Below are 21,509 nucleotides of genomic sequence, written 5' to 3'. Positions count from 1 at the left end.
CGGATGACGCGCGTTCACGGGTCGTATTCTGGGTACCCTCGGGGCGGGAGCTACGCGGGAGAGTGCGGTGGATACGAGACGGAGCGAACAGGCAGGGGAGGCGAGCCAGGTGGGCATCCGGGCCCAAGGCGGGTCGCTGGCCCCTGGCCGGGTCGTCGGTGACGGCCGGTATCGCCTGCTCGCACAGTTCGGGGTGGACGAGCGGGCAGCCGCGCATCTTTGGCGCGCCCGCGACGGGCAGCTGAAGCGGGACGTGGCGCTGACGCTGCTGGTCGGCGACCCCGCGGACGCGGAGGCCGCCCGGCTCGCGCGCCGGACGCTGGAACGCGCCGCGCACGCGTCGAAATTCGGCCACGGCGGGGTCGCGCGCGTCCTCGACGTGCTCAGTCTCGGCAGCGGCGTCACCTCGAGCGAAGGTCTGCTCGGTGTCGTCGTGGCGGAATGGACCAAGGGCAGCGACCTGGTCGACCTCGTGGCGCAGCGCCCGGTGGCGCCCGCCGCGGCGGCCCGGATGGTGCAGGCACTGGCGGAAGCCGTCGACCACGCCCATCAGAACGGTCTCGTCCTCGGCCTCGACCACCCGCAGCGCCTGCGGCTCACCCCGGACGGCGCGCTGAAGCTCGCCTTCCCCGGCCCGCTGCCCGAAGCGACCCTTCGCGACGACGTCAAAGCACTCGGCGCCGTCCTGTACCTGCTGCTGACCGGCCGTTGGGCCCTTCCCGGCGGCCCGGCCGCGATCCCGGCGGCGCCGCACGCGCCGACCGGGCGCGTCATCCCGCCGCGTTCACTGGTCCCGACGGTCCCGGTCGAGCTGTCGTCGCTCGCCGTCCGCACCATCGAGGACGGTGGCCACGGCGGCATCCGCACCAGCGCGGCCATCCTGCGCGTGCTGGACCAGGTCGCCGAAGCCGAAGAACGCACCCAGCTGATCAAGGCCGTCGGCGAGGAAGAGGCCGTCGCCGAATCGGACGGCACGGTGTGGACGACGAAGAAACCGGTCAAGGACGTCGCGCGGCGCAAGAAGCTGGCGTTCGGCGTGACCGTGCTGGTCGTCGCGACCGTGGTCATCCTCGCCTGGGGCGGGATGATGCTGATCAACCTGTTCCAGGGTGAGTCGAAGTCCAGCGGTCCGAAGATGAACGTCGCCGCGTCGTCCTCGCAGGTCGTGCCGCCCTCGGGCGAGCAGCAGCCGCCGCCCGCGCAGAAGCCGCCGGCCCCCGCGGTGGGTGCCGCGGTGAAACCGTCGGCCGTGGCCGTCTACAACCCGGGCAGCAAGGGCGACAGCCCCGGCAAAGCCAGGAACGCCACCGACGGCGACGCGGTCACCTCGTGGAAGACCGACCAGTACGACGAGCAGTTCCCGGTGCTCAAGGACGGCGTCGGGCTGGTCGTGACCTTCAAGGACCCGATCAATCTCAGCCAGGTGAAGATCGACGCGGCGAGTGCCGGTTCGAAGGTCGAGATCCGCTCCGCCGACAAGAAGAACCCGAAGCTCGACGAGACGAAGGTCGTCGGGAGCGGGGACCTCGCGGCGGGCGAGTCGACCGTCGCCTTGCAGCAGCCTCAGCAGGGTCAGTACTTCATCATCTGGATCACTCAGCTGGGTGAAGATGACAAAGGCAAGTTCATCACCGAACTCAAAGAGCTGACCTTCCTGCCTGCGGGGTGACCTCAGACACCGGGTCAGTAGGCTCTCACGGGTGACAGCTGCAGCTCCCACGGACGCGGATCTCATAGCGGCACACGCCGCTGGAGACCCGCACGCGTTCAGTGAACTGGTCCAGCGACATCGAGACCGCATGTGGGCGGTGGCCCTGCGCACCTTGCGGGATCCGGAAGAAGCCGCGGACGCCCTGCAGGACGCCTTCATCTCCGCGTTCCGAGCGGCGGGCAACTTCAGGGCGGAATCGCAGGTCACGACGTGGTTGCACCGCATCGTCGTGAACGCGTGCCTCGACCGCATCCGGCGGGGCAAGGCCAGACCGACCGTTCCGCTGCCCGAGACCGGGCAGTTCAACGAACCCGCCTCGCCGCGCGACTCGATGTCCGAGCGCGAGACGAGCCTGGTCGTCAAGGAAGCCCTCGACCAGCTCCCCGAAGAGCAACGTGCCCCGATCGTGTTGGTCGATGTCGAGGGATACTCCGTCGCCGAGACGGCGAAGATGCTCGGCATCGCCGAGGGCACGGTCAAGAGCCGGTGTGCCCGAGGTCGCGGAAAGCTCGCGAAGGTTCTCGGACATCTACGGAACCCCGATGCTATTGCGAACGTCCCAACTCACGAAAGCAAACGAGAGCGCGCTACCCCGCAACGGGGTGCCAGGCGTCCTCAGGGCACGCCGGGTGACGGGGAGGGACGATGACAGACGAGAGCAGGGGGATCGGTGGGACCGTCGGTCCGCCGTGGTCTGTCGATGTGCTCGCCGACCTGCACGCAGGTGTGCTGGACGAGCGTGAGGCGGCCGAACTGTGGCCGTTGGTGAACGCCGACCCCGAAGCACTGGCGATCATCGAAGCACTGGAAGCGACCACGGCCGACCTCGCGGAACTCGCGAACGAGCCGGTCGCACCGATGCCTGCGGAGTACGCGGCACGGATCGACGCCGCGCTGGCCGCCGAAATGCGGGCGACGCCTGCGTTTCAAGGCGCACCTGAAAGGCAGCAGGAGCAGGTCGCCCCGGTGGTGGACCTCGCGGCCGCACGGCGGCGGCGGAACAAGCGGATCGGCTGGGGCGCCGGGATAGCGACCGTGGCGGCGGCGGCCATCGCCGCCGTGGCAATCGTCGTCCCGACCACGCGGGAGCCGGATTCGGGCGGAATCGCCCAGCCCGCGCCCTCGGCCTCGGTTCCCGGACCTTCGGTCGGCGGAGACGGCGGCGGCGCCGAAGCCCTCGTCGGCAAGGCGATCGGCGTCCGCGACTTCGGCTCGCTGAAGACCGAAGAGCGCCTCGACGCCTGCGTCACCGCGGCCGGAATGGACGCCGACGTACGGCCGGAGGGCATCCGGCCGGTGAACGTCGCGGGCAAGGACGGCGTGATGGTGATCTACACCACGGGCAAACTCGCCCAGTTCCGCATCGTCGCCTTCGGTGCCGACTGCGGCCCCGGCAACCCGGCGGTCCTCTTCGACAAAATCATCGGAGCCAAGTAACCGGCCCAAACCTCACTGGTCCCTCGCTCCCCACCAGCCCCATTTCAGGGGGAGCGAGGGACCTTTGCTACCACGCTAGGTTTTCTAGCGGCGCTAGAGGTCGGATCTCCTCCGTGCCGCAAGGCGGGAGAAAGTAGCGCCGGTCACCCCGGGAACACCGGCCCTTACGATCGTGTTGAGCCTGGTGAACAGGTCACTACGAGCGGAGGTCACGGGTGGCTGCCGAGGAGATCAGGAACCTGATCATTGTGGGATCGGGTCCTGCGGGATACACCGCCGCTGTCTACGCGGCACGAGCGCAGCTCGAACCGCTGGTGTTCGAGGGCACTCAGTTCGGCGGTGCGCTGATGACGACGACGGAGGTCGAGAACTTCCCCGGCTTCCGCGAAGGCATCCAGGGTCCCGACCTCATGGAAGAGATGCGGGAGCAGGCGAAGCGTTTCGGCGCCGACCTGCGCCAGGAAGATGTCGAGTCCGTCGAGCTGACTGGTGACGTCAAGTACGTCGTCGCGAACGGCAAGCGCTACGCGGCCCGCGCGGTCGTGCTCTCGATGGGTGCCGCCGCCCGCTATCTGAACGTGCCCGGCGAGCAGGAACTGCTCGGCCGCGGTGTTTCGGCCTGCGCCACCTGCGACGGCTTCTTCTTCCGCGACCACGACATCGTGGTCGCGGGCGGCGGTGACTCCGCGATGGAGGAGGCGACCTTCCTGACGAAGTTCGCGAAGTCCGTCACGATCGTCCACCGCCGCGAGGAGTTCCGCGCCTCCAAGATCATGCTGGAGCGCGCCCGCGAGAACGAGAAGATCAAGTGGGCGCTCAACAAGCAGATCACCGGAGTCGAGGGTGAAGGCAAGGTCGAGGGCCTGAAGCTCAAGGACACGGTGACCGGCGAGGAGTCCAAGCTCGACGTGACCGGGTTCTTCGTGGCGATCGGGCACGACCCGCGCAGCGAACTGGTGCGCGGCCAGGTGGACCTCGACGAGGACGGCTACGTGCTCACCAAGGGCCGGACCTCGTACACGAACCTTCCCGGTGTCTTCGCGGCGGGCGACCTGGTCGACCGCACGTACCGGCAGGCGATCACCGCCGCCGGCTCGGGCTGCGCGGCCGCCATCGATGCAGAACGATGGCTGGCGGAGCACGCCGGTGTCGAGACCGCCCAAGAGACTCCTGAGCTGGTCGGCGGCGGCTACGGCGCCACCACCAACTGACTTTCCCAGCCCGTTCACCACCCAGAAGGAGACACCATGGCCAACACCGTGACGGTGACCGACAAGACGTTCGTCGACGACGTGCTGACGAGCGAGAAGCCCGTCCTGGTCGACTTCTGGGCGACCTGGTGCGGTCCGTGCAAGATGGTCGCCCCGGTGCTCGAGGAGATCGCGGCGGAGAACGGCGAGAAGCTGACCATCGCGAAGCTCGACATCGATGCCAACCCGAACACTGCGCGTGACTACCAGGTGATGTCGATTCCGACGCTGATCCTGTTCCAGGGCGGCAAGCCGGTGAAGCAGATCGTCGGCGCCAAGCCGAAGGCCGCGCTGCTCTCGGACCTCGCCGACGTCCTCTGATCTCGCGTTTCACCTGCCGAAACCCGGGGCCTGCCCAGGCTCCGGGTTTCGTCGTTCCCCGGAATGGGTAAAACTCCCTGTTACGGGAACGCCTGGACGAGTTCCACGAACGGCGACTTGACGCACCGACCGGGCCTCCGCGCTCACCGAGAGTTCACAGGGCACAATAGAGCACCGGGGTTCGCCCCGCAGGGTTTTCATAGTCGTGCATCGAGCTCGATCGGTGCCCCAAAGGGAAGAGCGAGGAGTGCATGCGGGTACTCCGCCGCGGTGACGCCGGACCGGACGTCGCCGAGATCAGGTCCACGCTGGCGGCGATGGAGCTGCTCCCGCCGGTGACCGAATCCGGGGAGTACGAGGTCTTCGACACGGCGATGGAACACGCCGTTCGAGCGTTCCAGCAGCGCCGTGGGCTCATCACCGACGGTCTGGTGGGTCCGGCGACCTACCAGGCGCTTCGCGGCGCGGGCTTCCATCTGGGCAGCCGCCCGCTGACCTACATGTTCTCCGCCCCCATGCAGGGTGACGACGTCTTCGCGCTCCAGGAGCGGCTGACCGAACTCGGTTTCGACGCAGGCCGCCCCGACGGGCACTTCGGCCCGCAGACCGAACGCGCGCTCAAGACCTTCCAGCGCGACATGCGCCTGGTCGCCGACGGTATGTGCGGCCCGGCCACGATCCGTGAGCTGCACCGGCTCTCGTCGCCGCGTGCCCGCGGCGGCCGTCCCGTTTTCCTGCGTGAGCAGGAGCAGGTGCGGCAGGCGGGCCCCCGGCTGCGCGGCAAGCGCATCGTGATCGACCCCGGCCACGGCGGCGAGGACCTCGGCGTCGTCGCCGGCGGTCTGCGCGAGGCGGACATCGCCTGGGACCTGGCGCGGCGGCTCGAAGGCCGGATGCAGGCCACCGGTATGGAGGCGCTGATCTCGCGCGGCCCGAACCAGAGCCCGAGCGAGGGCGACCGGGCGAAGTTCGCGAACGAGGCGGGCGCCGACCTGTTCCTTTCGCTGCACAACGACAAGAACTCCTCGCCCAAGGCGCAGGGGGTCGCGAGCTTCCACTTCGGCACCGGCAACGGCACCACGTCGACCGTCGGCGAGCTGCTGGCGGGCTTCATCCAGCGTGAGCTGGCCGCGCGCACCGGCATGCTCGACTGCCGCACGCACTACAAGACCTGGGAGATCTTCACCCGCACCCGCTGCCCGGCGGTGCGGATCGAGATCGGCTACCTGACCAACCCGGAAGACAGCCGCAAACTGGCGGACCCGGCTTTCCGCGACGTCGTCGCCGAAGGCATCCTGGTCGCCGTGAAGCGCCTGTACCTCCTCGGCGAAGGGGACCAGCCGACCGGCACGTTCACCTTCGCGGACGTCCTGGCCCACGAACTCGCCAAAGCGGAGTAGCCAGTCCTCCACACCCGCACGCGGGCGCACATCCCTCTGCCGACGCCCTCGGCACAACCGGTTGTGTGCCCCCTCGGCCGACCACGCCACCCCTAGATCCACCCGGCGCGCAGCCCCCGCCCTTCCCGGGGGGCGTCCCCAGGTCCAGCCTACCCATCCACAGATTTTCCACCGCTCCTATCAGCGATCTGTGGATAACTCGGCGGGTTACCCACAGCTGTCCCCAGGCCGGGGGATGGCTGCTGCGCGCGCTCGAAAACTCTGCTAAACGGCGCGGGCGGAGAGGGTCAGGCGCGGCCGAGGCTCGGCTCGGCCGTCGTGATGGAGACCTGGCCGAGCAGCCGTTCGAGGGCCGCCTCCACGTCTTCCTTCCACGAAATAGCCGACCGCAGTTCCAGCCGCAGCCGCGGCCACCGCGGATGCGGCCGCACGGTCTTGAACCCGACGCTCTGCAGGAACGCGGCGGGCAGCACACAGCTGTGCCCGCCGTCCGGATCGGTCTCGTCGGGTTTGGCGTCCCCGAACGCTTCGATCGCGCGGACACCGCGTTTGGTCAGATCCTTCGCGACGGCCTGCACCAGCATGCGGCCGAGTCCGCCACCTTGGAATTCGGGGAGGACCTGGAAGGCGGTCAGCAGTACCGCGTCCGGGCCGGGAGGCGAAGTCGGGAAGGCCAGCGAGCGCGGCACGGCGTTCGGCGGCGCGTAGAGCACGAAACCGACGGGCAGGGTGTCGCTGTAGACGATCCGGCCGCAGGAACCCCACTCCAGCAGCACGCTGGAGACCCAAGCTTCCTTTTCGACCTCGGTCGCGCCGTATTCCTCGGCCTGCGCCTTCAGATGCGGCGCCAGCTCCCAGTACACGCAGCGGCGGCAGCTCTTCGGCAGATGCTCGAGGTTGTCCAGGGTTACGCCCACGACGCGACGCGACACAGACAAACCTCCCTGAATGACGACACCCGACGCAGCCTTGTCCCGAGCAGGGCTCACCGAAGGGTTCCTGACCGAGGATAGGCCGATGTGATGAACACCGGAAGGCCAGGGCCCCTAGAGGGAGGGTGGTTACACTCGATGGAACTACCAGTCGGTAGCGACTATGTCCACTTCGAAGCCGGGTGAAGCGCCTGATGACCGAGAACCGCCCTGTCCGGCCGGAGCCCGGCCGCCACAACCTCGACCCTCACCTCGACCGCTACGCCGCGCGTACGGCCGGGATGACTGCTTCCGAGATCAGGGCCTTGTTCGCGGTGGCCAGTCGCCCCGAAGTGGTATCGCTCGCCGGCGGAATGCCGAACCTCGCCGCGCTCCCGTTGGACACGCTGTCCACGCAGGTCGGCGAGCTCATCGCCGAGGACGGCCTGGTCGCGCTCCAGTACGGCTCCGCGCACGGCGTCCCCGCCCTGCGCGAGCAGATCTGCGAAATCATGGCCCTCGAAGGGATCAAGGCCCACCCGGACGACGTCGTCGTGACGGTCGGCTCCCAGATGGGGCTCGACATGGTGACCCGGCTGTTCTGCGATCCTGGCGACGTCATCATCGCCGAAGGTCCCTCGTACGTCGGCGCGCTCGGCTCTTTCGCCGCGTACCAGGCGGACGTCGTCCACGTCGCGATGGACGACCACGGCCTCGTCCCCGAGGGGCTGCGCGCCGCGCTCGCGGAGACGCGGAAAGCGGGCCGCCGGGTCAAATTCCTCTACACGATCCCCAACTTCCACAACCCCGGCGGCGTCACGCTGGCCGTCGAGCGGCGCGCGGAGATCGTGGAGATCTGCCGCGAGAACGACATCCTCATCGTCGAGGACAACCCGTACGGTCTGCTGGGATTCAGCGGCCAGACGTACCCGGCGCTCCGCTCGATCGACCCCGACAATGTCGTGTACTTGGGCTCTTTTTCGAAGACCTTCGCCTCCGGTCTGCGGGTCGGCTGGGTGCTCGCACCCCACGCGGTCCGGGAGAAGCTCGTACTCGCGGCCGAGTCTGCGACGCTTTGTCCGCCGACGCTTAACCAGTTGATCGTGTCGCGATACCTCTCGACTCACGACTGGATGGGCCAGATCAAGACCTTCCGCGAAAACTACCGTGAGCGCCGGGACGCGATCCTGTCCGCGCTCGAACAGCACATGCCCGCCGGCTGCAGCTGGACCAAACCCGACGGCGGTTTCTACGTCTGGATGACCGTCCCCGAAGGCGTGGACACGAAGGCGATGCTGCCGAGGGCCGTCACGGCCCGGGTCGCGTACGCCTCCGGAACCGGTTTCTACGCCGACGGTTTCGGCAGCAGACAGCTTCGTCTTTCCTACTGCTACCCGACGCCCGAACGGATCCGCGAAGGCGTCCGGCGGCTCGCCGCGGTGCTCGAGTCCGAAATGGACCTGGCGCGTACCTTCGGTAACGCGAGCCCACGCTCGATCTCGGGGCCGCAGAACCCCTCTCCGGACACGGTCTGATCGACCGGACGTCCCCAAGCACAAAGGAGTCTCGGTGGTCGACCGCACCGTTGCCGTACTCGCAGGCGGCCTGTCCCACGAACGCGATGTCTCTCTCCGCTCCGGACGCCGGCTCTCGGTCGCGTTGCGGGCGGAAGGCCTCATCGTCGAGGAGTGGGACACCGACGCGGGTCTGCTCGAACGTCTACGCACCCAGCGGCCCGACGCGGCCATCGTCGCCCTACACGGAGGTGAAGGGGAGAACGGTGCGGTGCAGACGGTGCTGGAGATGCTCGACGTGCCTTACGTCGGCACCAGCTCGCGAGGCTGCCGACGCGCGTGGGACAAGCCGACGGCCAAAGCGCTCGTCGCCGACGCGGGCTTCACCACGCCGGACTGGGTAGTGCTGCCGCACAGCACCTTCCGCGAGCTCGGCGCGCAAGCCGTGCTGGACTCGATGGTCGACACACTCGGGCTGCCCATGATCCTGAAGCCCGACCAGGGAGGATCGGCGCTGGGCGCCCAGGTCGTCAAGGACGCCGCGGAAATGCCCGGCGCGATGGTCGGCTGCTTCGCCTACGGCGACACCGTCCTCGCCGAGAAGTTCGTTTCCGGCGTCGAGGTGGCCGTCACGGTCATCGAAGGCGAAGAGGGACCCGAGGCCTTGCCCGCGGTCGAAATCGTGCCGGAGAGCGGCGTATACGACTACACCGCCCGCTACACCGCCGGGCTGACCGACTTCTTTACCCCCGCGCGGATTCCCGACGACGCCGCCAAGGCAGTGGGCGAACTGGCCGTCGCCGTGCACCGGCAACTCGGGCTTCGCGACATCTCCCGCACCGACGCGGTGATCACCGAAGACGGCACGGTCCACTTCCTCGCGGTGAACCCCTCACCGGGTCTCACCGAGACCTCGATCGTGCCGGTGGCGATCGAGGCGGCCGGCGCCACCCTCGGCTCGGTCTTCGCCGACCTCGTCGGACGGGCGATTTCCCGCAAGAGCTGAACCAGACCCGGCGAAGGGGACTTGCCCACTGCGGGCGAGTCCCCTTTCTGTTTCCGGGCCACGACGACGACCTGCCCTGGATTCGCCGAGCAGACAGGTAGCCGTCGACTCGCTCGATGAAGACGCGAGCGGTCGCCTTGAACCACGTCTCGGCCCGGGATTGAGCTTCGTGTCTAACCAGTCGTTGTTCGTCCGGCGGAACGCTTCCTGCTCGACAGTGAGGCGTCCGGCGCGGGCGAGCCCCTTGACGAGATCCCGAGTCGGGCTTTGGAACCGGACGAAGGGGAGTCCGGTCATCGCCGAGACCATCCGCGTACCCAGGACAACAGCTCTTCGTCGCGCAGCGAGCCGATCACGACATCGGCGGGGAAGTCCTGATGCTTCAACGTCGGTACCCCGATGACGGGCACGCCAAGGCCCGTCATGGAGTCTTCGAACGCCAGCGCGTCGGCAGGCTCGACGTTCAAGAGACCACAAGCGGTCAAGTACATCTCTGGATCCGGCTTCGGCGCGGTCACCTCGTCGGCGGCCAGTTTCACGGGAAACATTTCCGCCAGGCCGCCGCGAACGAGTGCGGCGTCCAGGAGCGCCCGGGGCGAGTTGCTCGCGACGGCGACCGGTACGGCCGCGGCGGTCAGTTCGACCAATTCACGCGCGCCGGGCATCGCCTCCGCTTTCGCGGTGACGACCTCGGTCACCAACCTCAGCAACTCGTCCGCGATCTCGGCGCCGGCATCCGGTTCGCCGGCCGCAGCCGCCATCGCGTCGGCGGCGGCCGGGAGCGACTTGCCGATCACCAACGCCTTCTCGTCTGCTCCGAAGGGGAGCCCGCGCCGCGCGAACAGCAATCCGTCGCAGTCGAAGACCACCGCGCGCGGATTTCGACCGCCGAAGAACCCCTTCACGCTTGCCCCCAGTTCAAGCACTCAGCGTCACAGAATCATCAGCAGCGAGCTATCGTCACCGTGACAAAACGACCCGGGGTGATCCCTAATCGATTTTCGGTGTCTGATTTGCCTGATTTTGATCCATGAGCGCCACGATGCGTTCAAGATCGTCAACCGAGCCGAATTCGAGGGTGATCCGCCCCTTGCGGCGACCCAAGTCGACCTTCACGCGAGTGTCGAACCGGTCCGAAAGCCGGTTCGCCAGTTCCTGGAGACCGGGTGCCTGGATCGGCTTGCGGGGAGCGGGCTTCGGCTTGGCCGGCTTTTCGCTCTTCTTGAGCGTCACGGCTTCTTCGGTCGCGCGGACCGACATACCCTCCGCGACGATCCGCGCGGCCAGCTCTTCCTGACTCTCGGCGTCTTCGAGAGACAGCAGCGCCCGCGCGTGGCCCGCCGAAAGCACCCCGGCCGCGACCCGTCGCTGGACCGCGAGGGGGAGTTTGAGCAAGCGGATCGTGTTCGTGATGACCGGGCGGCTACGCCCGATCCGGCTCGCCAGTTCCTCGTGCGTGACCGCGAATTCGTCGAGCAGCTGCTGATACGCGGCCGCCTCTTCGAGCGGGTTGAGCTGAACGCGGTGGATGTTCTCGAGCAGCGCGTCGCGCAGCATCGCCTCGTCGGCGGTCTGGCGGACGATCGCCGGGATCGCCTCCAGCTCCGCCAGCTGGGAGGCACGCAGCCGCCGCTCGCCCATGACGAGTTCGTACTCGTCGTTGCCGAGCTCCCGGACCACGATGGGCTGCATGAGCCCGAACTCGCGGATCGAGTGCTCCAGCTCGTTGAGCGCGTCCTCGTCGAAGACCTGCCGCGGCTGCTTCGGGTTCGGCTTGATCTGGCTGACCGGCACCTCGCGGTAGACCGCGCCGGCGACCGTTCCGCCGTGCGAACCGGCCGCGCCGTTGGCCGCGAACCAGCCCTTGTCGTCCGGCCCCGCGGGCTTGCTCGCGGGAGCGGACGGGGCAGGGGAACCGTTCTCGACGGGAGCCGCCGAACCCGGCGGAGGGCCGGTGGGGATCAGGGCGGCGAGCCCGCGCCCGAGCCCTCCTCTGCGCTCGCTCATGCCGTACCGCTCCTTTCCTTCATCTCCACTCCGCGCTGGGCGATCTCCTTCGCCGCGTCCACGTAGCTCATCGCACCCCGCGAACCCGGGTCGTAAGCGAGGACGGTCTGCCCGTACCCGGGCGCCTCGGAGACCTTCACACTGCGCGGGATCACCGTCTTGAGAACAGTGTCCCCGAAGTGGTTTCGGACCTCGTTCGTCACCTGATCGGCCAGCTTCGTCCGGCCGTCGTACATGGTGAGCAGAATCGTGGAGACACTAAGTTCGCGGTTCAGGTGCGCCTGAACGAGTTCGATGTTGCTCAGCAGCTGCCCCAGACCTTCGAGCGCGTAGTACTCACACTGGATCGGGATCAGCACCTCCTGCGCGGCGACCATCGCGTTGACGGTCAGCAGACCGAGCGACGGCGGGCAGTCGATGAAGACGTAGTCGACGCCGATCTCGTCGAGGATCTCGGACGAGAGCGCCTCCTTGAGCCGCATCTCGCGGGACGCCATGGAGACGAGTTCGATCTCGGCGCCGGCGAGGTCGATGGTCGCGGGGACGCAGTAGAGGTTGGGCGACTGCTCGCTCTGCGCCGCCGCCTCGGCCAGCGACACCTCACCGATCAGCACCTCGTAGATCGACGGCGTGCCGGATCGGTGGTCGATGTCGAGCGCGGTGCTCGCGTTGCCCTGAGGGTCCAGGTCGATCACGAGCGTCTTGAGCCCGTGGACGGCGAGGGCGGCGGCGAGGTTCACCGTGCTCGTCGTCTTGCCGACGCCGCCCTTCTGGTTGGCGACCGTCAGCACTCGCCGACGGTTCGGCCGGGGGAGTGCACCCTCCTTGGGGTGCAGCACGCTGGCGGCGCGGACGGCTTCTTCGGCGATGGGCGTCCAGCCGAGTTCCTGGCCGGCGCTCGCAGGGTCGGACGGCGGGGGAGTCACCGGTCTCGAGCCTCCTCTGTAGTGGACGTGAGAGTCGTTCTGCGTTGTTTCACGTGGAACCGGTCTAGCTGCGCCTGCCGCGCTGTCGAGACGGTTTCGGGGCAGACGGTGGATCACGACGACCGTGCTCGGGATCTCGAGCACCTTGGTACCGCACTCGAAGACTTCCGGCTCGCCGCCGCCGGCCTTCCGGACGGCGGCGCGATCGCGTTCGATTTCCTCTCCAGCGCTCGCTCCTTTGAGGGCGACCAGAGCACCTTGGGAACGCACGAGGGGGAGGCACCAGTTCGCGAGCCGGGCCAAGGGAGCGACCGCCCGGGCGGTGACGACATCCGCGCCACCGAGCTCCTCACGTACCTGCCGCTCCTCCGCGCGCCCGCGGACAACGGTGATGGGGAGTTCCAGCTTCTCGGCAACCTCGGCCAGCCAGTCGACCCGGCGAGCCATCGGTTCGAGCAGAACGATATCGAGGTCCGGTCGGCTGATCGCGAGCGGTACACCCGGAAGCCCCGCGCCCGAGCCGACGTCGACCACCCGGGCGCCGTCCGGGATCCGCTCGCCGATCACGGCGGAGTTGAGGACGTGCCGCTCCCACAACCGGTCGACCTCGCGGGGGCCGATGAGCCCGCGCTCGACGCCATGCCGCTCCAGGAGTTCGACGTAGCCGGCGGCTTGCTCGACGCGGTCTCCGAATACTCCCGACGCCGCGGTCCGTACCGATGCGGCGACCCCGTCCAAGCCCACTCTCGCTCCTCAACCCTCGACGCCGTTTCACGTGAAACGCGCTCCACTGATTGTCCATGACGCCGAGCGCAAAGCGGGGAGACAGTCCGAAGTTGTGGACAACTCCACTCGCCTTCCCCCGTTTCACGTGAAACGCCACGCGTGTAATTCACCCCGGACACAAAGAAGCGGCCCGCCGGATGACCGGCGGGCCGCTTCTTTCGAGTAACCGTCAGGCGGGGAAGATGACGACCCGGCGCTTCGGGTCCTCTCCTTCGCTCTCGCTCTTGACCCCATCGACGGCGGCGACCGCGTCGTGCACGACCTTCCGCTCGAACGGGCTCATCGGCTGCAGCCGGACACGCTCGCCGGACGAGACGACCGTCTCGGCGGTCGAGCGGCCGAGCTCGCGGAGCTCCTCGCGACGGTCGGCGCGCCAGCCCGCGATGTCCAACATCAGCCTGCTTCGCGAACCGGTCTCCTGCTGCACCGCCAGCCGCGTCAGCTCCTGCAGCGCCTCCAGCACGGTGCCGCGGGGACCGACGAGCTTCTCGAGGTCCTCGCCGCCGTCGATGCTGACGATCGCGCGGCCCGCTTCGACATCGAGGTCGATGTCGCCGTCGTAGTCCAAAAGGTCGAGCAGCCGCTCGAGGTAGTCACCGGCGATGTCGCCCTCCTTCACGAGGACGTCGTCGTCGACACCTCCCTTGCGAGCGGTCTCTTCAGCGGCGCCCTCAACCTCGGCCGCGCTGTTCTCCTCGGCGTCGATCGTGTCGATCGTCTCCGCCATTACTGGTCTCCTCTCCGAACCGGATCGGCGTCAGCGACGCTTCCGGCCCGATTTCTTAGTCGAGTCCGAGATGAGACCGGGCACGTCCGCACCGTTCTCCTTCGAGCCGTTCGTCGACGGCTCGGCTGTTGCGTCGTTGGCGTCCTTCTTCTCCGCGGCGGACGAACCGGTCTGGGCGAAGCCGTGCGGGGAGCCCGCCTTCTTGACCTGACCACCGGAGGACTGCTTGTTCTTCTTCTGCTGGACCGGCTTCTGGCCGGGGCGCGGCGCGGTCGGCTTCTGACCGGGCTTCGGGCCGAGGTTGGAGCGCTTCTCCTTCTCGGCGGCCTTGCGGGCCTCTTCTTCCTTGTCGATCTTCGTGTAGACGAGCCGCTGCTGCATCAGGGTCCAGCCGTTGTTGGCGAGCCAGTAGAAGAGAAGGCCGACCGGGAACAGCGCACCGAAGATGAGGACACCGAGCGGGAAGATGTACATCGTCAGCTTGTTCATCATCGCGGTCTGCGGGGTGGCCGACTCGGGGTTCTGGCGCTGGACCGAGTGACGCGCGGTGAGGTGCGTGGCGATGCTGGCGACGATCATCAGCGGGATCGCGACCGGGGCGACGCCCCAGTGGAAGCCGGTCGCCGCGTTGCCGCCGCTGACCATGTCGACGCCGGTGTAGATCGCGTCACCGAGGTTGGTGCCGAACAGCTTCGCGTGAACGTAGGACTCGACGCCGGCCTGGTCGAAGAAGTAGTTCTCGGTCTTCGGGCCGCCGTACGGGTTGATGGTGAACATCCGCAGGACGTGGTTCAGACCGATGAAGACCGGGATCTGAAGCAGCATCGGCAGGCAGCTGCCCAGCGGGTTGACGCCGTGCTCCTTCTGGAGCTTCTGCATCTCCATCGCCTGGCGCTGCCGGTCGTTCGCGTACTTCTTCTGGATCTTCTTCATTTCCGGCGCGAAGTCCTGCATTTTCTTCATCGACCGGACCTGGTTCACGAACGGCTTGAACATGATGCCGCGGACCGTGAACGTCAAGAAGATGATCGCGAGGATCCAGGAGACCGCGTTCGCCTCACCGAACACGAGCCCGAAGACCTTGTGCCAACACCACAAGATGAAGGACACGGGGTAGTAGATGAAGTCGAGCACTGAGCTACTCCTCGATCGGTGTTTCAGGTCGGCGGTGGCGCCACGAGAACGTCTCGGGTACCGGATCGCGGCCGGGCATGGTCCACGGGCCACAGCGCAGCAGACGCCGGACCGCGAGATAAGTGCCGCGGCCGGCGCCATGCCGGGTCAGTGCCTCGACGGCGTACGCGCTACAGCTCGGGTAGAACCGGCACGCCGGAGGAAGGAAGGGCGAGATCGCCTTGCGATACAGCTTGATGGGCAGGAGCAGCACCCATGCCACCGGGCCGGGACGGGCTTCTTCGGTGGTGTCGTTCTCGGTGGCTCGCATGCCGTTACACCGCTGATCCGTGGTCGGGGGGTCGCGTCTGGCGGGACAGCCCGAGACGCCGCAACGACGCGTCGAGGTCCGAGCCGAGTTCCGCGCTGGACGCGTCCGCGGCCGGAGGTAGTGCCCGTATCACCAACGAGCTGCCCGGCGGCAGTGTTCCGATCCTGGCGGAAACGAGATGCCTCAATCGGCGGGTGACCCGGTGGCGGACCACCGAATTGCCCACGGCCTTGCTCACCACAAAACCCGCCCGCGCCGCTTCGGCGGCATCGGGCGGGTCCGTGGTCAACGCATGGACGACGAGGCGGCGCCTGCCTGCCTTGGCCCCACGCCGCATCACGGCACGGAAGTCCTCACTGCGCCGCAATCTCGCGGCGGCCGGCAGCACGACGTCCCTCGACGACGGCCGGATCAGGCGGACAGCGCGCCGCGGCCCTTGCGACGACGAGCCGCCAGGATGGCCCGGCCGGCGCGGGTCCGCATGCGCAGCCGGAATCCGTGGACCCGGGCGCGGCGGCGGTTGTTCGGCTGGAAGGTGCGCTTACCCTTGCTCACGACTAACTTCTCCTGTTTCTCGGCCGCCTGGAACGGTTCGACCCGTTCCGGGCGTGTCGTGCTGACGCACGGCAGTCTCTGGTGTCTCCTACCAACGTGTGGCCTCGTCACGTCGAGCGACGACAACGTGGGCACGCGAAACGCCCCCGCTGTATACGGGAGACCTTACGAGGGTACGCACCCACCGCCCGGGCCCGGCAGGCACCCCCTCGACCACGGACCGCGACCGTACGTGGAGAGTGATCACCGACGACGCGAGGGCATCGAATGGCAACACGCCGTACACCGTGAAATGCTTGCGCGCGAGGACGCCTTGTGGCAACGAGCGGGGCTTGTTAGCGTGCCCCTCCCGGGTTTTCGCCGAGGTGGAACGGTGCAGGCGCCCGGGTGTCCTTGGGGATGTGGAGGCGTCCCGTCGGCATACGACGATCCCGCAGGTGGCGTCACCGCGGGTCGCCGTACATTAGTGCACAGCTGTGGACAACTATGTGGATATTTGCTGTGCGCATGAGCCGACCGGGCCATGATGACGCTCGACCCGGCGTTCGGGCCGCTGAGTGATCTCGCCGCAGCGCACCGACGAGGGGAGGGGAGTCAGGCAGGTGTCCGATCACCAGCACAATCTTGGCGTCATCTGGGAGCAGGTCGTGCGCGAGCTGTCCGATGGCACCCTCTCCCCGCAGCAGCGCGCCTGGATGCGGGTGACCCGGCCGATCGGCCTGCTCGACGGCACCGCGCTGCTCGCCGCCCCCAGCGACTTCGCCAAGGAAGCGATCGAACGCGCCCTGCGCGGCGCGATCACCGAAGCCCTTTCGCGCCGGCTCGGCCGCGCGGTCTCGCTCGCGGTGAAGGTCGACAGCACCGAGCCCCACACTTCGATGCCTCCGCCGTCGCCGGGCCCTCGCTACGAACCGACGTCACCCAGCCGGGTGGAAAACGGGTCCGGCCCGGTGCCGGGTACTCCTCCGCTGCCCGAGGGTGACGGCATGCTGTCCCCGACCAGGCCCCGGCCCGAGCCCCCCAAGCCGAGGCCGCCGAGGCAGCAGCCGGTGGACAACAGCCTCAACGATGGCGATGACAGCGATGAAGAAGTCGACGAAGAGGGCGAGGCCCTCGCCGCCGTGACCGAGATCTGGCCGACGTTCTCCGGTCAGCCGATCGCGGGCCAGCCCTACACCGCGCCGGCGCAGCCGCAGACGTCGAAGACGAAGCTCAACGAGAAGTACACGTTCGACACCTTCGTCATCGGTGCGTCGAACCGCTTCGCGCACGCGGCCGCGGTCGCCGTCGCCGAAGCACCGGCACGCGCGTACAACCCGCTGTTCATCTGGGGGGAGTCCGGGCTCGGGAAGACCCACCTGCTGCACGCTGTCGGGCACTACGCCCAGCGGCTGTTCCCCGGGATGCGCGTGCGGTACGTGTCGACCGAAGAGTTCACCAACGACTTCATCAACTCGCTGCGGGACGACCGCAAGGTCGCGTTCCAGCGCCGCTACCGCGACATCGACATCCTGCTCGTCGACGACATCCAGTTCCTGGAAGGCAAGGAAGGTACGCAGGAAGAGTTCTTCCACACCTTCAACACCCTCCACAACGCGAACAAGCAGATCGTCGTCTCCTCCGACCGCCCGCCGAAGCGCCTCGAAACGCTGGAAGACCGGCTGCGCACGCGGTTCGAGTGGGGTCTCATCACCGACATCCAGCCGCCGGAACTCGAAACCCGTATCGCGATCCTTCGCAAGAAGGCGGCGCAGGACCGGCTCGCGGTTCCCGGCGAGGTCCTGGAGTTCATCGCCTCGCGCGTCGAGGCGAACATCCGGGAACTCGAAGGCGCGCTCATCCGCGTCACCGCCTTCGCGTCGCTGAACCAGCAGCCCGTCGACGTCGCGCTCGCCGAGATCGTGCTCCGGGACCTCATCCCGGATTCGCACGCACCGGAGATCACCGCGCCGACCATCATGGGCGTCACATCGGAGTTCTTCGACGTGACCCTCGACGACCTCTGCGGCCCCGGCAAGACGAAGGCGCTCGCGACCGCGCGCCAGATCGCGATGTACCTCTGCCGCGAACTGACCGACATGTCGCTGCCGAAGATCGGGCAGACCTTCGGCGGCCGCGACCACACGACCGTCATGCACGCGGACAAGAAGATCCGCAAGGAGATGGCCGAACGACGGCGCATCTACGACCAGGTCCAGGAACTCACCTCACGGATCAAGCAGCGCGCAAGGCAGTGATATCTGTCGAGCGCTGACTGTGTTCTCTGTCGAGCGCTGACTGTGTTCTCTGTCGAGCGCTGACTGTGTTCTCTGTCGAGCGCTGACTGTGTTCTCTGTCGAGCGCTGACTGTGTTCTCTGTCGAGCGCTGACTGTGTTCTCTGTCGAGCGCTGACTGTGTTCTCTGTCGAGCGCTGACGAAAAGCGCGCCGAAGGGGCGTCGTTCCGCTTCCAACTCAGGTTGAGAGCGGAGGGCGCCCCTTCATCGCGTTTTCGTGGGCCTTCGGCCCGAAAGAGGGCGCTCGACGGTGAAGTCTCCCGTCGCGCTGGCGCGCTTCCGGGAGACCGCTGGGTCGTCTGAGCATCAATCCCTTGGCCGACAAGGGTTTCGGGGCTCTCGCCGGTAGGTGGGAGCCCTTCTTTGTGTCCACATAGGGCCGAAGCGGGTGTGGGCCGCGGAGCGGGCGAAGGAGGCGAAGCGGCTCTCGGGGTGCTTCGCGTTTTTCCTTGTGTACAAAGGAATCCACATGCTGTGGGTAGCTTGTGCACAACTTCGCCGGGTCGGAGAGCTGCGGCGACGAGGTTTCCGTCCACATCGCACTCACAGGCAATCCACAGCATTTCCACACCAAGATCCACATGCTGTCCCCAGGTTGCCCACATCTTGTGCACAAGGGTGATGCAGGCTGCATGGATCACTCTCCCGAGCGATTCCGGTCACGAACGGCGCCCACAACCCTGGGTACAAACCGGTGCGAGACTGGGGATAACCGTGGGGACAACTGTGGATGACTGTGGACAGATCGAGCGCCGCCCGAATCCATCCACGGACGCCCCGAGCTGTCCACCGTCCGTACACACCCGGAGTCCACAGCCCTCCAGGCGCCCGGACCTGCGCGAACGAGCCTTGTCCACACAATCCACAACACCTATTACTACTGCTGTCTTTTCTTCTTCTCTAGAAGAGAACAAAACAAAAACAGGCGAAGGACGAATCTGGGGACAGCCGGTGAGCCGTGTCGTCTTGTCGACAAAAGCAAGGGGAGGCCGAGGTGACGCGGACCCCGGGGACGGCCTAACGTGGGTCCCTGCACCTGGTCTGCGTGTCGACGTGCGTTCGCGTCCTCGCACGGACCGAACACACCTGCGAGGCACCTGGCCATCGCGCTCTCCGGCCGAGGTGACCCGTTGAGCTTTCGAGCCGTCAGGGGCTCGGCTGTCGAAAGGAAGCGCGCATGAAGATCCGCGTCGAGCGTGACGGGCTGGCCGACGCCGTCGCGTGGGTGGCGAGAAGCCTCCCGTCGCGGCCTCCGGTCCCGGTTCTGGGCGGTGTCCTGCTCGATGCGGGATCCGACGGGACGAGTGACGCCCTCACCGTCTCCGGATTCGACTACGAGGTCTCCGCCACGGTCGGTGTCCCGGCCACCATCGCCGACGGCGGCCGCCTCCTGGTCTCCGGCCGTCTGCTGGCCGACATCACCAAGTCACTGCCCGCGCAGCCGGTCGAGATCTCCGTCGACGGCGCCCGCGCGACCATCACCTGCGGTTCCGCGCGCTTCTCCTTGCCGACCATGCCGGTCGAGGACTACCCGCAGCTCCCGTCCCAGCCCGCCTTCGCCGGTGAACTCACCGGTGACGCGTTCGGCCAGGCCGTCACCCAGGTCGTCGTCGCCGCGGGCAAGGACGACACCCTCCCGATGCTGACCGGGATGCGGCTGGAGATCTCCGGCTCCTCGCTGACCCTGGTCGCCACCGACCGCTTCCGCCTCGCGATGCGCGAGTTCACCTGGGAGCCGGCCGAGGGCCTGTCCGACGCCGCGGTGCTCGTCCCGGCGCGCACGCTCGCCGAGGCCGCGAAGACGCTCGGCGCCAGCGGTGCCAAGATCCGGCTCGCGCTCGCCAGCGGCGAAGGGCTCCTCGGTCTCTCCGGTTCCGGTCGCTACACCACGACCCGCCTCCTCGACGCGGAGTTCCCGCCGTACCGGCAGCTGCTGCCGGCGCAGCACACGTCGCGCGCGGTCATCGAGGTCTCCGCGCTCGCCGAGTCCATCAAGCGTGTTTCGCTGGTCGCCGAGCGTGGCACCCAGGTGCGGCTGGAGTTCAACGACGGTTCGCTGCGGCTCTCCGCCGGCGGCGACGACGAGGGCTCGGCCGAAGAAGAGCTTCAGGTCGACTACGAGGGCGAGCCGGTGACCATCGCGTTCAACCCGGGTTACCTCGTCGACGGGCTCGGCGCGCTGAACGCGAACCGGGCGGAACTGACGTTCACCACCCCGAACCGGCCGGCGCTGATCAAGCCCGCCGACGAGGAGGGCAACGTCGTCCCCGGCTACCTGTACCTCCTGATGCCGGTCCGCCTCCCGGGCTGACCGGCCGCCACTTCTGTTCGCACCAAAGGGGATCTTCATGGCTCAGCTGGGACTCATCGGCCTCGGCAAAATGGGGTTCAACATGCGTGAGCGGCTGCGCGCGGCCGGTCACGAGGTGGTCGGCTACGACCGCAACCCCGACGTCACCGACTCCACCTCACTCGAGGACATGGTGTCCAAACTGGACGGTCCCCGGATCGTCTGGATCATGGTGCCCGCCGGCGAACCGACCCGGCAGACCGTCGCGGAGCTCGGCAACCTGCTGTCCGAGGGCGACCTCGTGATCGACGGCGGCAACTCGAAGTACACCGACGACCGGATCAACGCGGATCTGCTCGCGACGAAGAAGATCGGTTACCTCGACTGCGGGGTTTCCGGTGGCGTGTGGGGCAAGGACAACGGCTACGGCCTGATGGTCGGCGGCGCGGCTTCGGACGTCGAGAAGGCCATGCCGATCTTCGACGCGCTTCGTCCCGAGGGGCCGCGTGACGAGGGCTTCTCGCACGCCGGCGCCGTCGGCTCCGGTCACTACGCGAAGATGATCCACAACGGCATCGAGTACGGCATGATGCAGGCCTTCGCCGAAGGTTTCGAGCTGCTCGAAGCCGCGAAGGTCGTCGAGAACGTGCCCGCGGTGATCAAGGGCTGGCAGCGGGGGACCGTCGTCCGCTCGTGGCTGCTCGACCTGCTGGTCCGCGCGCTCGACGAGGACCCGGAGCTGGACGACCTCGAGGGCTACGTCGAGGATTCCGGCGAAGGCCGGTGGACGCTCGAAGAGGCGATCAACAACGCGGTCCCGGCGCCGGTCATCTCGGCCGCGCTGTTCGCGCGGTTCGCCTCGCGCCAGGAGGACTCGGCCGCCATGCGGGCCGTCGCCGCGTTGCGCAACCAGTTCGGCGGGCACTCGGTCAAAAAGGCCGGCGACTAG

Annotated in this window: 20 protein-coding genes and 1 pseudogene; 11 read left to right on the top strand and 10 right to left on the bottom strand. The window is 67.7% G+C overall.

Annotated elements, in window-relative coordinates:
* Positions 1-109: 109 nt before the first annotated feature.
* From MJQ72_RS41950 to MJQ72_RS41925, 6 genes are all read left to right on the top strand, one after another.
* Positions 110-1,669, top strand: a complete 1,560-nt coding sequence (locus MJQ72_RS41950) for a protein kinase family protein (RefSeq protein WP_240601561.1) — start codon at positions 110-112, stop codon at positions 1,667-1,669.
* Positions 1,670-1,700: 31 nt separating this feature from the next.
* Complete coding sequence (sigM, locus tag MJQ72_RS41945; RefSeq protein WP_037333997.1) at positions 1,701-2,360, top strand: RNA polymerase sigma factor SigM; 660 nt, start codon at positions 1,701-1,703, stop codon at positions 2,358-2,360.
* Complete coding sequence (locus MJQ72_RS41940) at positions 2,357-3,148, top strand: hypothetical protein (protein ID WP_240596384.1); 792 nt, start codon at positions 2,357-2,359, stop codon at positions 3,146-3,148. Before sigM ends, MJQ72_RS41940 begins: the two co-directional genes overlap by 4 nt.
* Positions 3,149-3,363: 215 nt before the next feature.
* The gene (trxB, locus tag MJQ72_RS41935) at positions 3,364-4,359 is read left to right on the top strand and encodes a thioredoxin-disulfide reductase (protein ID WP_007032254.1); all 996 of its coding nucleotides are present in this window, start codon (positions 3,364-3,366) and stop codon (positions 4,357-4,359) included.
* 36 nt (positions 4,360-4,395) lie between these two features.
* Positions 4,396-4,719 (top strand): thioredoxin, encoded by a 324-nt coding sequence (gene trxA, locus MJQ72_RS41930; protein WP_007032253.1) that lies wholly within the window; start codon positions 4,396-4,398, stop codon positions 4,717-4,719.
* Positions 4,720-4,970: 251 nt separating this feature from the next.
* Positions 4,971-6,119 (top strand): N-acetylmuramoyl-L-alanine amidase, encoded by a 1,149-nt coding sequence (locus MJQ72_RS41925; protein WP_063274174.1) that lies wholly within the window; start codon positions 4,971-4,973, stop codon positions 6,117-6,119.
* A 287-nt stretch (positions 6,120-6,406) separates the two neighbouring features.
* On the opposite strand, the gene MJQ72_RS41920 is transcribed toward MJQ72_RS41925, so the two are convergent.
* The gene (locus tag MJQ72_RS41920) at positions 6,407-7,051 is read right to left on the bottom strand and encodes an N-acetyltransferase (protein ID WP_026467184.1); all 645 of its coding nucleotides are present in this window, start codon (positions 7,049-7,051) and stop codon (positions 6,407-6,409) included.
* A gap of 194 nt (positions 7,052-7,245) precedes the next feature.
* On the opposite strand from MJQ72_RS41920, the gene MJQ72_RS41915 reads away from it, so the two are divergent.
* Positions 7,246-8,565, top strand: a complete 1,320-nt coding sequence (locus MJQ72_RS41915) for a PLP-dependent aminotransferase family protein (RefSeq protein ID WP_240596383.1) — start codon at positions 7,246-7,248, stop codon at positions 8,563-8,565.
* 34 nt (positions 8,566-8,599) lie between these two features.
* Positions 8,600-9,550: a D-alanine--D-alanine ligase gene (locus tag MJQ72_RS41910; RefSeq protein ID WP_240596382.1), complete on the top strand. Its 951-nt coding sequence runs from the start codon at positions 8,600-8,602 to the stop codon at positions 9,548-9,550.
* Between the two features lie 293 nt (positions 9,551-9,843).
* Here MJQ72_RS41910 and MJQ72_RS41905 read toward each other — a convergent pair whose 3' ends face one another.
* The 9 genes and pseudogenes from MJQ72_RS41905 to rpmH all read right to left on the bottom strand — a co-directional run bounded on the left by MJQ72_RS41905 (position 9,844) and on the right by rpmH (position 15,995).
* Entirely contained in the window at positions 9,844-10,455 is a 612-nt protein-coding gene (locus MJQ72_RS41905) for an HAD family phosphatase (RefSeq protein WP_240596381.1), read from the bottom strand.
* Positions 10,456-10,540: 85 nt separating this feature from the next.
* Positions 10,541-11,557 (bottom strand): ParB/RepB/Spo0J family partition protein, encoded by a 1,017-nt coding sequence (locus MJQ72_RS41900; protein ID WP_240596380.1) that lies wholly within the window; start codon positions 11,555-11,557, stop codon positions 10,541-10,543.
* Positions 11,554-12,483 (bottom strand): ParA family protein, encoded by a 930-nt coding sequence (locus tag MJQ72_RS41895; protein ID WP_016338354.1) that lies wholly within the window; start codon positions 12,481-12,483, stop codon positions 11,554-11,556. Before MJQ72_RS41895 ends, MJQ72_RS41900 begins: the two co-directional genes overlap by 4 nt.
* 64 nt (positions 12,484-12,547) lie before the next feature.
* Positions 12,548-13,227 (bottom strand): annotated as a pseudogene (gene rsmG, locus MJQ72_RS41890) (16S rRNA (guanine(527)-N(7))-methyltransferase RsmG).
* 211 nt (positions 13,228-13,438) lie between these two features.
* Positions 13,439-13,996, bottom strand: coding sequence for a R3H domain-containing nucleic acid-binding protein (locus MJQ72_RS41885; protein ID WP_007032243.1), 558 nt, complete (start codon positions 13,994-13,996; stop codon positions 13,439-13,441).
* 30 nt (positions 13,997-14,026) lie between these two features.
* Positions 14,027-15,130, bottom strand: a complete 1,104-nt coding sequence (gene yidC / locus MJQ72_RS41880; protein WP_240596379.1) for a membrane protein insertase YidC — start codon at positions 15,128-15,130, stop codon at positions 14,027-14,029.
* Between the two features lie 4 nt (positions 15,131-15,134).
* Positions 15,135-15,440 carry a membrane protein insertion efficiency factor YidD gene (gene yidD / locus MJQ72_RS41875; RefSeq protein ID WP_240596378.1) on the bottom strand — a complete coding sequence of 102 codons (306 nt, stop codon included), beginning with the start codon at positions 15,438-15,440 and terminating at the stop codon, positions 15,135-15,137.
* Positions 15,441-15,444: 4 nt separating this feature from the next.
* Positions 15,445-15,828 carry a ribonuclease P protein component gene (gene rnpA, locus MJQ72_RS41870; protein WP_037333978.1) on the bottom strand — a complete coding sequence of 128 codons (384 nt, stop codon included), beginning with the start codon at positions 15,826-15,828 and terminating at the stop codon, positions 15,445-15,447.
* A 23-nt stretch (positions 15,829-15,851) separates the two neighbouring features.
* Positions 15,852-15,995, bottom strand: a complete 144-nt coding sequence (gene rpmH / locus MJQ72_RS41865; RefSeq protein WP_005154511.1) for a 50S ribosomal protein L34 — start codon at positions 15,993-15,995, stop codon at positions 15,852-15,854.
* Between the two features lie 602 nt (positions 15,996-16,597).
* On the opposite strand from rpmH, the gene dnaA reads away from it, so the two are divergent.
* From dnaA to gnd, 3 genes are all read left to right on the top strand, one after another.
* Positions 16,598-18,232, top strand: coding sequence for a chromosomal replication initiator protein DnaA (gene dnaA / locus MJQ72_RS41860; protein WP_072029365.1), 1,635 nt, complete (start codon positions 16,598-16,600; stop codon positions 18,230-18,232).
* Between the two features lie 1,215 nt (positions 18,233-19,447).
* Positions 19,448-20,581, top strand: coding sequence for a DNA polymerase III subunit beta (gene dnaN / locus MJQ72_RS41855; RefSeq protein ID WP_020632653.1), 1,134 nt, complete (start codon positions 19,448-19,450; stop codon positions 20,579-20,581).
* A gap of 37 nt (positions 20,582-20,618) precedes the next feature.
* Positions 20,619-21,509: a phosphogluconate dehydrogenase (NAD(+)-dependent, decarboxylating) gene (gnd, locus tag MJQ72_RS41850; RefSeq protein WP_034321914.1), complete on the top strand. Its 891-nt coding sequence runs from the start codon at positions 20,619-20,621 to the stop codon at positions 21,507-21,509.

This window comes from Amycolatopsis sp. EV170708-02-1 (assembly GCF_022479115.1).
Classification (GTDB): domain Bacteria; phylum Actinomycetota; class Actinomycetes; order Mycobacteriales; family Pseudonocardiaceae; genus Amycolatopsis.
This window is presented reverse-complemented; position numbering and strand designations above follow the sequence as displayed.

What these genes read in the sequence shown, in the direction of transcription:
- MJQ72_RS41925 (WP_063274174.1), top strand. Translation starts at nt 4,971, where the DNA reads ATGCGGGTACTCCGCCGCGGTGACGCCGGACCGGACGTCGCCGAGATC.
- MJQ72_RS41940 (WP_240596384.1), top strand. Translation starts at nt 2,357, where the DNA reads ATGACAGACGAGAGCAGGGGGATCGGTGGGACCGTCGGTCCGCCGTGG.
- MJQ72_RS41885 (WP_007032243.1), bottom strand. Translation starts at nt 13,996, where the DNA reads ATGGCGGAGACGATCGACACGATCGACGCCGAGGAGAACAGCGCGGCC.
- yidD (WP_240596378.1), bottom strand. Translation starts at nt 15,440, where the DNA reads ATGCGAGCCACCGAGAACGACACCACCGAAGAAGCCCGTCCCGGCCCG.
- trxA (WP_007032253.1), top strand. Translation starts at nt 4,396, where the DNA reads ATGGCCAACACCGTGACGGTGACCGACAAGACGTTCGTCGACGACGTG.
- gnd (WP_034321914.1), top strand. Translation starts at nt 20,619, where the DNA reads ATGGCTCAGCTGGGACTCATCGGCCTCGGCAAAATGGGGTTCAACATG.
- MJQ72_RS41915 (WP_240596383.1), top strand. Translation starts at nt 7,246, where the DNA reads ATGACCGAGAACCGCCCTGTCCGGCCGGAGCCCGGCCGCCACAACCTC.
- dnaN (WP_020632653.1), top strand. Translation starts at nt 19,448, where the DNA reads ATGAAGATCCGCGTCGAGCGTGACGGGCTGGCCGACGCCGTCGCGTGG.
- MJQ72_RS41900 (WP_240596380.1), bottom strand. Translation starts at nt 11,557, where the DNA reads ATGAGCGAGCGCAGAGGAGGGCTCGGGCGCGGGCTCGCCGCCCTGATC.